Origin of the sequence: Winogradskyella sp., from assembly GCF_003712105.1 — a bacterium.
Classification (GTDB): Bacteria; Bacteroidota; Bacteroidia; order Flavobacteriales; family Flavobacteriaceae; genus Winogradskyella.
The window spans coordinates 310,851-326,352 of sequence record NZ_RHLG01000004.1; the positions used below are offsets into that span (position 1 = coordinate 310,851).

General features: G+C 32.5%; 17 protein-coding genes. 14 read left to right on the forward strand and 3 right to left on the reverse strand.

The window, feature by feature from the left end; translation table 11 throughout:
* The first annotated feature begins 3 nt into the window (after positions 1–3).
* The 5 genes from ED556_RS11110 to ED556_RS11130 all read left to right on the forward strand — a co-directional run bounded on the left by ED556_RS11110 (position 4) and on the right by ED556_RS11130 (position 3,155).
* Entirely contained in the window at positions 4–528 is a 525-nt protein-coding gene (locus tag ED556_RS11110; protein ID WP_296323604.1) for a DinB family protein, read from the forward strand.
* A gap of 108 nt (positions 529–636) precedes the next feature.
* Positions 637–1,512: an RNA polymerase sigma factor gene (locus tag ED556_RS11115; RefSeq protein WP_296323607.1), complete on the forward strand. Its 876-nt coding sequence runs from the start codon at positions 637–639 to the stop codon at positions 1,510–1,512.
* A gap of 246 nt (positions 1,513–1,758) precedes the next feature.
* Complete coding sequence (locus ED556_RS11120; RefSeq protein WP_296323610.1) at positions 1,759–2,268, forward strand: hypothetical protein; 510 nt, start codon at positions 1,759–1,761, stop codon at positions 2,266–2,268.
* A complete protein-coding gene (locus ED556_RS11125) occupies positions 2,261–2,692 on the forward strand; it encodes a hypothetical protein (protein ID WP_296323612.1) in 432 nt (143 codons plus the stop codon). Before ED556_RS11120 ends, ED556_RS11125 begins: the two co-directional genes overlap by 8 nt.
* Before the next feature lies 1 nt (position 2,693).
* Entirely contained in the window at positions 2,694–3,155 is a 462-nt protein-coding gene (locus ED556_RS11130) for an anthrone oxygenase family protein (RefSeq protein ID WP_296323615.1), read from the forward strand.
* A gap of 42 nt (positions 3,156–3,197) precedes the next feature.
* On the opposite strand, the gene ED556_RS11135 is transcribed toward ED556_RS11130, so the two are convergent.
* A complete protein-coding gene (locus tag ED556_RS11135; RefSeq protein WP_296323617.1) occupies positions 3,198–5,834 on the reverse strand; it encodes a valine--tRNA ligase in 2,637 nt (878 codons plus the stop codon).
* 184 nt (positions 5,835–6,018) lie between these two features.
* On the opposite strand from ED556_RS11135, the gene ED556_RS11140 reads away from it, so the two are divergent.
* Positions 6,019–6,447, forward strand: coding sequence for a DUF1573 domain-containing protein (locus tag ED556_RS11140; RefSeq protein WP_296323620.1), 429 nt, complete (start codon positions 6,019–6,021; stop codon positions 6,445–6,447).
* A gap of 16 nt (positions 6,448–6,463) precedes the next feature.
* Here ED556_RS11140 and ED556_RS11145 read toward each other — a convergent pair whose 3' ends face one another.
* Entirely contained in the window at positions 6,464–7,699 is a 1,236-nt protein-coding gene (locus tag ED556_RS11145; RefSeq protein ID WP_296323623.1) for an aspartyl protease family protein, read from the reverse strand.
* 248 nt (positions 7,700–7,947) lie between these two features.
* Between ED556_RS11145 and ED556_RS11150 the strand changes: the two genes are divergently transcribed.
* Genes ED556_RS11150 through ED556_RS11165 form a run of 4 tightly spaced genes read left to right on the forward strand, consistent with a single transcriptional unit; the run spans position 7,948 to position 11,522 of the window.
* On the forward strand, positions 7,948–9,138 hold the full coding sequence (locus tag ED556_RS11150) for a pyridoxal phosphate-dependent aminotransferase (RefSeq protein WP_296323627.1): 1,191 nt from the start codon (positions 7,948–7,950) through the stop codon (positions 9,136–9,138).
* Positions 9,139–10,152, forward strand: a complete 1,014-nt coding sequence (gene murB, locus ED556_RS11155; protein ID WP_296323631.1) for a UDP-N-acetylmuramate dehydrogenase — start codon at positions 9,139–9,141, stop codon at positions 10,150–10,152.
* Between the two features lie 42 nt (positions 10,153–10,194).
* Positions 10,195–10,725 (forward strand): RNA polymerase sigma factor, encoded by a 531-nt coding sequence (locus ED556_RS11160; RefSeq protein WP_296323634.1) that lies wholly within the window; start codon positions 10,195–10,197, stop codon positions 10,723–10,725.
* Positions 10,726–10,736: 11 nt separating this feature from the next.
* On the forward strand, positions 10,737–11,522 hold the full coding sequence (locus ED556_RS11165; protein ID WP_296323638.1) for an RNA polymerase subunit sigma-70: 786 nt from the start codon (positions 10,737–10,739) through the stop codon (positions 11,520–11,522).
* 70 nt (positions 11,523–11,592) lie between these two features.
* On the opposite strand, the gene aqpZ is transcribed toward ED556_RS11165, so the two are convergent.
* Complete coding sequence (gene aqpZ / locus ED556_RS11170) at positions 11,593–12,264, reverse strand: aquaporin Z (RefSeq protein WP_296323640.1); 672 nt, start codon at positions 12,262–12,264, stop codon at positions 11,593–11,595.
* Between the two features lie 124 nt (positions 12,265–12,388).
* Between aqpZ and ED556_RS11175 the strand changes: the two genes are divergently transcribed.
* The 4 genes from ED556_RS11175 to ED556_RS11190 are packed head-to-tail and all read left to right on the forward strand — an operon-like array spanning position 12,389 to position 15,493.
* Positions 12,389–12,592: a membrane or secreted protein gene (locus ED556_RS11175; RefSeq protein ID WP_296323644.1), complete on the forward strand. Its 204-nt coding sequence runs from the start codon at positions 12,389–12,391 to the stop codon at positions 12,590–12,592.
* Positions 12,593–12,598: 6 nt separating this feature from the next.
* Complete coding sequence (locus ED556_RS11180) at positions 12,599–13,711, forward strand: glycosyltransferase (RefSeq protein ID WP_296323648.1); 1,113 nt, start codon at positions 12,599–12,601, stop codon at positions 13,709–13,711.
* Positions 13,702–14,259, forward strand: a complete 558-nt coding sequence (locus tag ED556_RS11185) for a sigma-70 family RNA polymerase sigma factor (protein ID WP_296323651.1) — start codon at positions 13,702–13,704, stop codon at positions 14,257–14,259. The genes ED556_RS11180 and ED556_RS11185 overlap by 10 nt, the downstream gene beginning before the upstream one ends.
* Positions 14,252–15,493, forward strand: coding sequence for a divalent metal cation transporter (locus tag ED556_RS11190; RefSeq protein WP_296323654.1), 1,242 nt, complete (start codon positions 14,252–14,254; stop codon positions 15,491–15,493). The genes ED556_RS11185 and ED556_RS11190 overlap by 8 nt, the downstream gene beginning before the upstream one ends.
* The last annotated feature ends 9 nt before the right edge of the window (positions 15,494–15,502 follow it).

Sequence of the window (15,502 nt, forward strand, 5' to 3'; positions counted from 1 at the left end):
AAAATGAATTTTGAATTAGACAAATCCATAGAAATCTTAAAGCGAACACCTCAAGTAATTGATACGCTTTTAACCGGTCTATCCGAAGAATGGTATAGAAATAATGAAGGTAAGACTACTTGGAGTCCTTATGATGTTGTTGGTCATTTAATATTTGGCGAAAAAACCGATTGGATTGTACGAATTAAAATCATTTTAGATGAATCCGAAAATAAACGTTTTGAACCTTTTGATAGATTTGCTCAATTAAATGAAGACCAAAACAAACCTATCGATACCTTGATTAAAGAATTTAAGATATTGAGAGAAAAAAACCTGGAAGAATTGGCTTCATTAAAAATTACTTCAAAAGATTTTAATCGCGTTGGTATTCATCCAGAATTTGGACCTGTAACTCTTCAACAATTAATTTCTACTTGGGCAGTTCACGATTTAGGACATATAGCTCAGATCTCTAGAGTCATGGCAAAACAATACTCAAAAGAAGTTGGGCCGTGGATAAATTATCTAGGTGTTTTGAAAAATTAACCGAGATTGTAATTGTATTAATGAGCAGTAATTATTAGGGTTGAAATTATCAGAAAATTTCACGAACTTCGTTCAACATATAAAAATGATGTTAATTTATAACGGCAAATGAATCCTTTTTCCTCCTCGTACAATACGGATAAAACTGATGATTTATTAATTGAAGAAATATTGAAAGGAGATAAGAAATCCTTAAATAGTCTTATACAAAAACATCAACCTTTTATATATAACATTGCTTGGAAAATGATTGGCGATTCTGTGGAAGCACAGGATCTGACTCAAGAAGCATTATTAAAAATAGTTTCTAATTTAAGCTCATTCAAAGGTAAAAGTACATTTAGAACATGGGCCTATCAAATCGTTTGGAATCACTTTTTAAATATGACTAATAAACCTAAAACACCTTTTCAAGATAACTTTGAGGATTTAGGTAACGCTCTAGATAATGCTCCAAGTTTTGACATTTCTTTAGAAGAACAAGAAGCTAAGAAAGCAGAGATTAGAGAAGTTCGTTTGCAATGCCTTTCAGGTATGTTGCTTTGCTTAACCAAGGAACAAAGATTGGTTTATATTATCGGAGATATTTTTGATGCAGACCATAATATAGGTTCTGAAATAATGTCTGTTTCAAAAGACACTTACAGAAAAAAGTTAAGTAGAGCCAGAACACATCTCCACAATTTTATGAAAAACAAGTGCGGTTTAGTAGATAAATCAAACCCATGTAAATGCCATAAAAAAGTTACTATCGCTCTTGAAAAAGGACTAGTAGATGCAAAAAACCTACTGTTTAACAGAAAAGAATATTCTACATTTCAAAAAGAAATTGAGCCAAAGGCTAACTTATTAATTGAAGAATCAGAGCAATTTTACAACCAATTACATAGAGAGCACAGCTTTAAAACTCAATTTGATAAAAAAAGTTTTCTTCAATCTATTCTAGAAAGTCCTAACTGGCAAAACAACCTCAACTTAAATTAATTTTTTCTTCAAAGTGGTCACACCTAAGTTTTTTCCTTGTCTAAAAGGTAAAAACACCCTTGGTGCGAATGGAGAAAACAAGAACATTCATAATTATTAATGGTAAAAGTGCAATTACCGAACTTTCGATTTACCAAATAATTCCCTTCAATCGAATATTATGAAATGAGAGGTTTTACTAGCAGAATCCTAAATGAACCCATTCAAATTGCTAAATCATTCTTATAACCACAAAAAATAAAAATTATGGACAATTTCACAATTATCAACTTACAAACTTTTACTGCTTTAATTATGATCTACCTCTTTTTTAGATGGTGGGTTACTCCAAGAATTACTAATCTAAGTATTTATGATGTTTTATTACCATTAGTATTTGTTCATAGTCTGCGCTACTTAGGAATGATGTTCATGGTAGACAACCAAATGATTTATGATGACTTCCCAAAAGATATTGGGCAGACGATAGGTCTTTGGGATTTTTCAGTTGCAATTTTAGCAATGATTACTTCATATACACTAAAGATAAAATGGAAGTATGCGATTCCGTTAGTATGGGTATTTAATATTTATGGATTTGTGGATCTCATGTATGCATTTCCAAACACGTTTGGCCTTGAATTTTATAATTATGACATTGGTGGCATTTGGTTCTTATTTGTAATTGTAGGTCCATTTATGACGTTTACCCACTTCTATATTTTCTATCGCCTTTTTAAAAATTTAAAAAAACAAAAAACAACGAATCATGGATAGAAAAAAAACACCAAAAATAATATACATAATTGCCATATTAACGGGTCTTACTATTACACGTATCCAGGCTGGAATGTTTATTTCTAGTTTAGAAATGTTTGAAGGTCATAGTCCAAATGCTTGGCTTGGACCTTGGGTAACTGATTCAATTTTAGGGCTATTATTACCAGTAATTATTTATTTCATTTTAAAGGGGAAAGGCATAAAAACTTGGGCGTTGATTTTAATATATAGTGTAATTGGGGCATTCGATTACTTAAATGGCTTAATTACACAATGGCAAGATCCTTTACCAAAAGAAATGGTAAGTGAAAAATTGGTATTTGCATCACTAACTGCGTCGATAATATTTCAGCTTACAGCAATCCTATTATTGTTCAAAACAAGTGTTATGAATCATTTTGGAATAACTAAAAATTCTTAATATGAAAAAGGTGATTTCGTTTATTGCAATTATAGCCATTGCTGCTTTTACAGGTAATATGATAAACATAGGCTTAAGCTATGGAATTCAATGGAAATCTTTGGAACCTATTTCTTTCATGGAGAGTTTCGCAACAGACTTCACCTTACTGCTGTTACCTACAGCTACTACATTACTTCCTGCATTTATATCAACAATGTTGGTGTTTTTTATGAGTCAGAGAAAATCATTAACCAAAAAGTATTGGCTATATGCGTTGTTTAGCCTTTTGTTAATTAGTGTTTTTACTGTTGCTTACTTTTTACCTTTAAATATTGATTTTATAAATCAAAAAATTACTATTGGTGAGGTAGCAGGAAAACTCAACTCTTGGTTGTTTTTTCATTGGCTACGGGTTGCAGTTGCTATTCTTGCAGGAATATTTGCATTGAAAGGTTTTGAAAGTGCCTTAAAAAAGGAATAAAAAGTTCTTACAAAATTATTGTTTAGGGCACTTTCAAAAAAACTAATTCAGACTTGCCAAACTTGTTTTTAGCGTCTCAATTTTTGCTAAAGTATCGCTTTCTTTTTTGCGTTCTAGTGCAATTACTTGTTCTGGTGCATTAGATACAAAGCGTTCATTAGATAGCTTTTTTTGCACACCTATTAAAAAGCCTTCGGCACGTTTTAATTCTTTAGTCAGCTTTTCAATTTCTTCTTCAACATTAATATTATCTAAAGAAATAGGCACGAAATACTCGTTAGACTTTACTCTAAAAGATGCGCCGTCAACTTTATCTTTAATAGCTGTTATACTAGAAGCATTAGTTAATTTTTGAATAACTAAATTATACGTGTCAGAGAAGCTTTCATTATTAATTACAAAAACTTCAATAGCATCTTTAAACGCTATATTCTTTTCTTTACGCACAGTTCTTAGACCAGAAATAATATCTGACACAAAATCCATATCTGTAATTAACTGCGCGTTAAAAGTTGTCTGCTTAGGATAGTTTGCAATAATCAATGCTTCTTCTGCTGTTCGAGACTTTAAAGTTTGCCATACTTCTTCAGTTAAGAACGGCATAAACGGATGTAACAACTTTAAGTTATCTTCAAAAATGGCAATAACTTCATTATAGGTTTTAGCATCTATTGGCTGTTGATATGGTGGTTTTACCAACTCTAGGAATAAGCCACAAAAATCATCATAAATAAGCTTATAGATAGCCATTAAAGCATCAGATAGTCTATACTTACTAAAGTGGTCTTCTATATCAATAAATGCCTTTTGGAATTTAGAGCGATACCAATCAATTGCAATGGTACTAGATTGTGGTTGCTCAACCGTGTCAGACACATCCCAAAGCGTGGTGAGATAAAATGCACTCCAAACCTTATTGGCTAAGCCTTTACCTTGCTGACATAAAGCTTCATCAAATAGCAAATCATTTCCTGCTGCAGAACTTAATAGTAAACCAACACGAACTCCATCTGCACCAAATTCTTCGATTAATTTTAATGCATCTGGCGAATTGCCCAAAGATTTACTCATCTTACGACGTTGCTTATCGCGTACCAATCCTGTTAAGTAAACATTCTCAAAAGGACGAGCATCTTTGAACTCATAACCCGCAATAATCATGCGAATTACCCAGAAGAATAGAATGTCTGGTCCAGTTACCAAATCATTTGTTGGGTAGTAGTATTTAATATCTTTATTTTCAGGATTACGGATACCATCAAAAACACTCATTGGCCATAACCAAGCTGAAAACCATGTATCTACCACATCAGATTCTTGTTTTAAATCAGATATCTGAAGGCCAGGATTTAAAGTCTTCTCTTGAGCTAATTTTAAAGCGCCTTCTATTGTTTCTGCTACAACAAAATCTTCCTTTCCATCACCATAATAATACGCAGGGATTTGTTGTCCCCATCGCAGCTGTCTAGAAATATTCCAATCTCTAATATTTTCTACCCAATGACGGTATGTATTTTCGAACTTTCTAGGAAATAGCTTTACATCACGGTCATCTCCCAGAACAGCTTCGATAGCTGGCTTAACCAATTCTTCCATTTTTAAGAACCACTGATCGCTTAATCGAGGTTCTATAATGGCCTTAGTACGTTCAGAAATACCCACACGATTGGTATAATCTTCAATTTTATAGATATGACCCAGCTCTTCTAACTCTTTAACAATTGCTTTACGTACAACAAATCGGTCTTGACCTTCATAATGTAAGCCAAAGCTATTCAATGTAGCATCTTCATTAAAGATGTCTATAGTTTCAAGATTATGCTTATCGCCTAGAACTTTATCATTCTCGTCATGAGCTGGTGTTACCTTAAGACAACCTGTACCAAACTCAACATCTACATAGTCATCTTCAATAATCGGAATTACACGATTACTAATAGGAACAATAGCTTTTTTACCCCTTAAATTTTGATGTCTTTCATCATTAGGGTTAATACAAATAGCTGTATCTCCTAAAATAGTTTCAGGCCTTGTGGTGGCAATAGTTAAAACATCATCGCTGCCTTCAATTTTATAATTTACATAGTAGAGTTTGCCTTGTTTTTCAACATATTCAACCTCTTCGTCAGACAAAGTAGTTTTAGCTTCAGGATCCCAATTCACCATACGATAACCTCTGTAAATAAGGCCTTTATTGTACAAGTCTACAAATACCTTAATTACACCTTCTACCATATCATCATCCATGGTAAATTTAGTTCTATCCCAATCGCAAGAACAACCTAATTTTTTGAGTTGTTCAAGGATGACTCCGCCATATTCTTCTGTCCAATCCCATGCGTGTTTTAAAAACTCTTCTCGGGTTAAATCGTTTTTATCAATTCCTTGTTCCTTTAACTTAGCAACAACTTTTGCCTCAGTAGCAATAGATGCGTGATCAGTTCCAGGCACCCAGCACGCATTTTTACCAAGTAAACGTGCGCGACGAATTAGTACATCTTGTATCGTATTATTGAGCATGTGCCCCATATGTAAAACACCTGTAACGTTTGGCGGTGGAATTACAATAGTATATGATTCTCTCTCATCTGGTTCTGAATGAAAATAGTTGTTTTTCATCCAGTAATCGTACCACTTACCTTCTACTAAACTTGCATCATATTTAGATGGAATACTCATACTTTGGAATACTTTTTGAATAATGACTGACAAAAGTACTTATATTTCTTTTTTTGAGGAATAAATGCTTAAATAATGTGACTTTTAATTGAACTTTGTGTTAAATATAAGTGCATTACAACGTATTAATTTTGAATAGAAACAAAAAGTACCTAGTTTTGAAAGTCAAATAAAATTTTAAAAGATGAAAAATATAATTACTATTTTATTTATTGGTGTAATGAGCTTGGGTTTAACTGCACAAGAGAAGAAGGTTGCTAAAATAGAATTTAAGACAGACGTCATTGATTACGGAACTATTGAAAAAGGAGCAGATGGTGTACGTACATTTGAGTTTACAAACACTGGTAACGCACCACTTATAATTTCTAATGTAAAATCTACTTGTGGCTGTACAATTCCTAAAAAGCCGAAAGGCCCTATTATGCCAGGTGAAACGGGAGAAATAGAGGTTAAATACAATACAAACTTGGTAAGACCTATTAGAAAAACTATTACAGTTTTATCTAATGCAGACACACCAACTGTGGCATTAAAAATTAAAGGATTAGTAGTTGACCCTAGTAAAACAAGTGTTTTAGAAAAGAAAAAGAAAAGTTCGGTCGAACAATAAATAAATTAAACTGCAATTAGTTAGAGTCTATAGAGTTTACTATAGGCTCTTTTTTTTGAAACACATCATCCAAAGCAAACCTCATTACAATCACTTCTTTATCTCGTTCTATTTTAAGTCGAATCATTTTTCCTTTTCTATCGTAAAAATATGAATTAACCTCTTGAAGTGACATGGCACTAGTTTCATTGCCATTTATGCTTAAAATAATATCACCTAGTTGAACACCTGCGTGTTTGGCATTAGAATTTTCTCTTAACTCAACAACTTGAAATGAAGGTCTTAGTACCAACCTATATATATCGGTCAAATCAATGCCTTTAGAGTTATCACTAATATTACGCCCATATGAGTCTAAGCGCGAAGAGGTTTGCTTTTCTTTCACAACTCTGTAGCCATTCTGCTCAACTGTAATACCACTATTATTATAGTAAAATGGTAACTTAAAACTACTATTTTTTTTAAACCATAGTCGACCACTTTGATAGTCAAAGAATAAGTTAAACCGTCTTAAAATATTACCGGACACGCTGCCGTTGCGCTCTTTAATTTTAGTCGCAATACTTAGATACAAAGAATCAGGATATGCCACATTAACATCATTAAGCCTAAAATCACCTAATGAAAATGCATTAACCTTAGAACGTTTACCGTAGACTGGACCGCTTAATCCTTTACCTAAAAAATCTTTGAAGTATTTGTCTTCCGGAATTTTAATGTCTTGCTTACTGCCTTCAAACAACCATAGAGCATCACTACCTCCTGTATCTATAAGCAACTTTACTGGTATAGTATTACTGTTATCATAGACGACACCATTGATATATGGTTTTCGCTTAATAATTTCAATACCAACCTCTTGCCAACTTGAAGACTTAGGTTTTTTGAAAGAATGCTGTTTATGCAGGCGAATATATTTTGATTGATAATTCATTTCAACAATAAAATCCTTAAAAATATCGTACCCAATGATTCCATGAACTGGCACGCCTAATCGTGATGTGAAATTTATTGTTGGATCAAAGACCATAGAAATATCACGATTAACAGCAATGGCTTCACCAACTTTAATGAGATTACCTCTTGATCTAATAGCAGTAATGGTGCCCTTATTGCCTAATCCTCTTAAAAATGATTGTTCAGTATTTTTTATTTGAAGTGAATCTAAGTTAGCGAGATTAAAAAGTATTGGCCTGCTTACACCTGTATCAAGCACGAAAGAAAGCTTTACACCATTTAATTCAATGGGCAAAACAATAATGTTATTTATAAGCTGAAATCTAATTTTAGAGCTTTTAACTTTCTTAAGATTAAAACTTGTCTGCGCTAATAATATAGAACCAAAGCACAAACTAAATACCAAAAGGGTGAATTTTAATTTAGTTAGTTTTAAAATCATAACATTAAAATACAATTCTAGTTGCAATAGCTTAATTTTGTACTTAATTTTTAATTAAACTTTAAGAAAGTTATAATTTTTGAAATAAAATAACGCCAACCATGCCAAAGATTTCTAAAAAAGGACATCATATGCCTTCGTCTCCAATAAGAAAACTTGTTCCTTATGCAGAGCAAGCCACTAAAGAAGGTAAAACAGTTTACTATCTTAATATAGGTCAACCAGACATTAAAACACCCCAAGTTGCTTTAGATGCTATAACTAATACTACTCTAGATATTTTGGCATATTCAAGGTCAGAAGGTTCAGAAACATACCGCCAAAAAATAGCAGACTATTATGCTAAAAATGATATAAGTGTTAATCATGACGATATTATTGTAACTACAGGTGGTAGTGAGGCTTTACTTTTTGCTTTTGGTAGTATTATGGATGTCGATGATGAAATAATAATCCCTGAACCTTTTTATGCCAATTACAACGGATTTTCGGCTTCATCAGGTGTAAAAGTTGTACCAGTTGTATCTAAAATTGAAGATAATTTTGCCTTGCCACCAATTGAAGATTTCGAAACGCTAATTTCTTCTAAAACTAAAGCCATACTTATTTGTAATCCGGGTAATCCAACTGGGTATTTATATTCAAAAGACGAGATTAAAAAATTAGCTGCATTAGTAAAAAAGCATGATTTATTTTTAATTGCTGATGAAGTATATCGTGAGTTTGTTTATGATGGCGTTTCACACTACTCAATACTTCAAGAACACGGGTTGCAAGAACATGCTATTGTCATTGATTCTGTCTCTAAACGTTATAGCATGTGTGGTGCAAGAATTGGCTATTTGGTTTCAAAGAACAAAACTCTTATCGCTACTGCACTTAAATTTGCTCAAGCCCGATTAAGTCCTCCGACTTTAGCACAAATTGCTAGTGAGGCAGCCCTGGATACGCCAGACAGTTATTTTAAAGAGGTTAACGAAGAATATGTTAATCGTCGTAATACCCTAATTAGAGAATTAGAAAAAATAGAAGGTGTAAAAGTGGCAAAACCAAATGGAGCATTTTACTGTATTGCTCAACTACCCATAAAAAATTCTGACAAATTTGCTCAATGGCTTTTAGAACATTTTTCTGTTGATAATGAGACAGTTATGGTTGCTCCAGCGGCTGGTTTTTACTCTTCCCCAAACATTGGTCTAAACCAAATCCGAATTGCATACGTACTTAAAGAAGAGCGTCTAATTAAAGCTGTTAACATTATCGCTGAAGCTCTAAAAACCTACAAAGACTAAATGACAATACAAGAAAATGTATCATTAAAGACATATAATACGTTTGGTATCGATGCCAAAGCAAAATTATATGCAGATGTACAAAGTCTTTCATCGTTAAAAACTATACTAAAGTCTAAAAATAAAGACGCTCTATTTGTGCTTGGAGGCGGCAGTAACATGCTGCTAACAAAAGACATTGATGCATTGGTCTTACACCTCAATCTTAGAGGAATTTCAATTATTGAAGAAAACGAAGATTATGCTGTCGTTGAGGCTAAAGCAGGAGAAAATTGGCATGAGTTTGTACTTTGGTGTTTAGAAAATAATTTAGGTGGTATAGAAAATCTTTCATTAATTCCTGGAAATATAGGCACAGCTCCTATTCAAAATATAGGCGCCTACGGCGTTGAACTAAAAGATGTTTTTGAGAGCTGTACTGCAATTAACATTTCTAACCAAAACATTAGAACCTTCACCAATTCAGAGTGTAGGTTTGATTATAGAGAATCCGTTTTTAAGCAAGAGCTTAAAGGCCAATTTATTATCACAAGCGTTCGCTTAAAGCTTACCAAAAAAAACCACAAAATTAATATAGAATACGGCGCTATCAAAAACGAATTGCAATCAATTGGTATTGACAATCCTGGTATAAAAGATGTTTCAAAAGCTGTTATAAAAATTAGAGAAAGTAAGCTTCCTAATCCAAAAGAGATTGGCAACAGTGGTAGTTTCTTTAAAAATCCAGTTATATCTAAATCTGATTTTGAAAAACTAAAAATCAATTTCCCAAATGTGCCTCATTATATAGTATCAGATAATGACGTTAAAGTACCAGCGGGCTGGTTAATCGAAACCGCAGGATTTAAAGGCAAACGTTTTAATGACTATGGAGTTCATACTAAACAGGCTCTCGTTCTCGTTAATTACGGAAATGCTAAAGGTAGAGACATCCATGAGTTGGCTATACTTATTCAAAAAACAATTTTAAGACTTTTTAATATCAATATAGAGACTGAAGTAAATATCATTTAATTTTAATCGCGTATTTGCTCGACCAAAACTAAATTAAAACCATTGAGTAGTACTATAGAAACACAGATAATAAAACTACTAAAGCGCAATGATCAATATGCGCTTAATCTGCTATATGAAAATTATTCAGACAGTCTATATGGTGCAATTTTAAAGGTTACAAAGAATGAAGAAATAGCAGAGGATGCTTTGCAAGAAACCTTTATTAAGGTATGGAAAAATGCGCAAAAATACGATCCAACAAAAGCAAAACTCTTTACTTGGTTATTTAGAATTGCGCGAAATACAGCAATAGATAAATTAAGAAGTTTTAATAACCGTTTTCATAAAGAAGTCCAAATAGATAAATCTAACGTATATATTCTCCCAGGAACTAACCTCAACCAAGATGTCCTTGACATTAGAGAACATGTTTCTGGATTAGAAGAAAAGTACCAAATCGTACTTAATGCTTTATTTTTTGAAGGTATGACGCAACAAGAGGCAAGTGATGAGTTAGAAATACCTTTAGGAACTGTAAAATCTAGATTAAAAATTGGCTTGCGTGAGCTCAGAAAAGTCTATGATTTTTAAAATTTAAAACTATGGAAGAAAAACTACATTCTTTTTTAAACTCTGGCTTATTAGAGCGTTATCTAGTAGGTGATACCTCTATAGCTGAAAATTTAGAAGCTGAACACTTCATAACAAATTATCGCGAAGCAGCTGAAGCCTATAATATATTGCAAACTAATCTTGAAATTGTAGCCAAAGCAAATGCTGTTGAGCCGCCTTTAGGAAGTTTGAATAAGATTTTGCAAGCTACAAAACAAGATACTAAAGTTATTGAGCTTCCAAGACGAAAAACACCTTGGTACAGTATTGCTGCCAGTGTAACTGCTTTAGCTTTTGCAGCATCTACAACCTATTATTATATAAAAAACAAAGCACTTTTAAACGAGAATGATGTTGTTGTAGAAGAAATTTTTGATTTAAGAGGTGATTTAGAAAAAAATAATTCTAAGCTTGACGCCATAGCATTAGAACTGCAAAAGCTTAATAATCCTGATTCAAAAAAGTACTTACTTGAAGGTAATGACCGTGCAAAAGACTTGAAAACGGTCGCATATATAAACTCAGTAGACAAAACATCAATGATAGATGTTGTGTCATTACCTAAACTTCCTGAAGACAAGGTTTATCAATTACGGGCGGAATTAGAAGACAGAATGGTAAGTTTGGGTCATCTTGAAGATTACCAAAGAACTCTTAAACCAATTCCTTATTTTGAAGATGCATTAGCGCTAAGTATTGTTATTGAAAATAGAGATTCTACTTCCAACGCGTCTGATGAAGAAGAAGTTGCGGAAATTTCACTTAGAAACAATTAGATAGTTGTCATAAATGTAATAGCCCATAAGCTCTTTGCTTATGGGCTTTTTTTGTTAGACAGAATTTATATTAGTCTTTATCAAAAAGTGTTTTATAGATTATTCCAGCAATAATTGCACCTGCAATTGGAGCTAGCCAAAACACCCAAACTTGAGATAAATAAGCACCATCAGCAAATAAGGCCTGGCTTGTTGAACGCGCTGGATTTACTGATGTATTAGATATAGGGATACTTATTAAATGTATAAGTGTTAATCCCAAACCAATAGCAATTGGAGCAAATCCTTTAGGCGCTTTTTCACTAGTACTTCCTAAAATAATGAATAAAAAGAACGCAGTTAAAATCACTTCAGCAATAATTACAGAAACCATTCCATAATTTTCTGGTGATAACTCACCATATCCATTAGAAGCAAAGCTACCAACACCTTTATCAGCTAAAATTGCTTTTAAAGCTAAAGCAGCTACAATTGCTCCTAATACTTGCGACGCAATATATCCTGGTAAGTCTTTAGCACTAAACTTTCCACCTGCCCATAATCCAATAGAAACGGCTGGGTTAAAATGTCCTCCAGAGATATGCCCAACGGCATAAGCCATAGTCAATACTGTAAGACCGAATGCTAAAGCAACACCTGTATAGCCAATACCTAAATCTACTGAAGCAGCAAATAAAGCACTACCACAACCACCAAAGACAAGCCAAAATGTTCCAAAAAATTCTGCAAATAATTTTTTCATAATATGTTGTTGTTAGTTAATATTAAATTTTGGACACACCTATTGAGGAAAAAGTCACTTTAATTAAAATAGTAACTAAGTCAAAAGGTGTATCTTTGCATTTAAATTAAGCATTTTTCACGCAATGAAACTTTTACTTATAACCCTTGGGCTTTTATTGTTAGCTGTTGCCGGAATCGCAATTAAAATTTGGGCTAAAAAAGATGGTAAATTTGCAGGTACGTGCGCTAGCCAAAACCCAATGTTAAATCAAGATGGTGAAGCATGTGGTTTTTGTGGCAAAACTCCTGACCAATTTGACAGTTGTACAGAACCTCAACATTCTTAGCATTTAATGGCTGTACTACACGTACTTTTCTATTGTTTCATTGGTGTTGGTGTAATACAATTTTTCTTTTACTTAGGATTTCTAAATTATTTTGCATTACAAAAAAAGACTTCTGTAAGTCGGAATAATATTCCTATTTCAGTCATAATTTGCGCTAAAAATGAAGCCGAAAACTTAAAAGATAACTTACCAACAATCATTAATCAAGATTATAACAACTTTGAAATTATACTGATTAATGATAATTCTTCCGATGACACGTTAGAAGTCATGGAAAGTTTTGCATCTAAACACCAAAATATAAGTATCGTTAATGTTAAACCCATTGAACATTTTTGGGGTAATAAAAAATATGCTTTAACGCTTGGTATAAAAGCTTCAAATCATGACTTTTTGCTTTTTACCGATGCCGATTGCATTCCAAATTCCAAGCATTGGATTAAAGAAATGAGCAGCCATTTTAGTAATACAAAGTCTATTATTTTGGGATTTGGAGCTCATAAAAAAATAAAATTTTCATTACTAAATAAACTTATACGTTTTGAAACACTATTAACTGCTGTCCAATACTTTTCTTATGCAAGAATTGGATTGCCATACATGGGTGTTGGTAGAAATTTGGCGTACAGAAAAGAACTATTTTTCAACAACTCAGGATTTAAGGAACATATGACTATTAAATCTGGTGATGATGATTTATTCATCAATACGGTCGCGAATAAAAATAATACTGCTTTATGTTGTTCTGAAGAAGGGTTTACATTATCAGAACCTAAGACTTCTTTTAGAGATTGGTTTAGACAAAAACGACGACATATAAGTACCGCAAAATATTATAAGCCAGCTCATAAGTTTCTGCTTGGTTTATATTTTTTAAGTCAATTTTTATTTTGGTCATTAGCACTACTATTATTGTCATTTTTATTTCATTGGAAAATTGTACTGACGCTTTTGGGTGTTAGGATATTTTTGCAAATGATCTCGCTTGGTATATCTGCTAAAAAATTAAAATCATCTGATCTCATTGTATTGTTACCCATTTTAGAAATTTTCTTAATTCTATTTCAATTAACTATCTTTAGTGCTAATCTCATTTCAAAACCAAAACATTGGAAATAAAGAAAGCTATTGAACTTGCTAAGCAAAATGACCAAGCTGCTTTTAATTTTCTACTAGATACCTATTGGAATGATATTTATAATTTTCAGCTAAAACGTACCAAAAACGAAAATGATGCTGAAGACATTACGATTCAAACATTTTCAAAAGCTTTTGACAAAATTGATAGTTATAATGACAAGTATGTTTTTAAAACTTGGCTAATTACCATTTCAAAAAACATACATATTGATTTGGTACGAAAGTATCAGTCTTCAATAAATAGTAAAACACACTCTAATGATGACGACGATATCGTTTACAATATCCCTGATGAGTCTCCTACTCCTGAGGATAAGATTATTAGAGAACAGAATTTAGCTAAACTTCTAAAAGACATCAAAAAACTTAAACCGCATTATCAAGAAATTATTAATCTTAGATATTTTCAGGAATTAAGCTATAAGGACATCTCGAAAGAATTAGATGAACCCATTAATAATGTTAAAGTTAAACTACTACGTGCAAAAAAACTATTAGCTCAAATAATTACTAACCCAAATGTTTAAATTTTTAAAAAAATTAGGACCCGGATTATTATTTGCTGGTGCTGCTATTGGTGTGTCTCACTTAGTGCAATCTACAAGAGCTGGTGCAAATTTTGGACTAGGTTTGCTTTGGGCTCTTGTTCTGGTTAACTTATTTAAGTACCCTTTTTTTCAGTTTGGACCAAGGTATGCAATGGCTACTGGAGAAAGTTTAATAGATGGATACAAACGTCTTGGTAAAGGGGTGTTAGTCTTTTATTTTATCCTAACATTAGCTACCATGTTTACCATACAAACTGCAGTAACAATTGTAACTGCTAGTTTGGCATCATTTGTTATATACGAATTTCAATCAATAACTATTTTTAGTTTTACATTAAGCAGTGTTCAAATATGGACAGTGATCCTTTTACTTTTGTGTTCTATAATGCTTACAATTGGTCGTTATAAGTTGTTAGACAAACTTATGAAGTTTATTATACTAACACTTACAATTTCGACTGTACTAGCTGTATTTGCATCAGGTTTTAATACCGAAAATACTCTTAGTTTTCAGCAGATTTTTCCAGAAAAAACAAGCTGGGTTTTTCTTATTGCTTTTATGGGTTGGATGCCGGCACCATTAGATATTTCGATTTGGCATTCGTTATGGTCAATAGAAAAACAAAAAGACGAAACCGAATTTAATACCAAAACAGCACTTTTCGATTTTAATATCGGATATATAACAACGCTTATTTTAGGTTTAGGATTTTTGCTTTTAGGCGCTTTAGTCTTCTTTAATTCTGGAGAAACTTTGAGTACAACCGCTGCAGGATTTTCTTCTCAGCTTATAGAAATGTATACTCAGAGTTTAGGAGATTGGGCGTATATAATTATTGGCCTTGCTGCTTTTACTACTATGCTAAGTACTACAATTACAACGCTAGATGCATCACCTAGAGTGATGGAACGAACTACAACTTTATTGTCTTATTCAAAAGTAAAAAACAGCTATAACTCATGGCTTATTGTATTGGTTCTTGGCACACTAATAATATTCTTTTTTCTAAGTTCAGAATTGGGAACATTAGTCAAAACAGCTACCGTATTATCTTTTTTAACTGCACCCTTCTACGCTATAGTAAATTATAAACTTATCAATTCAAAACATGTTCCTGAAGAATGGCGACCAAAACAGAAATTACAAATTTTAAGTTGGTTAGGAATTATTTTTCTATTAGGATTTAGCATTTGGTATATTACTATTCTTTAGGATTATTTA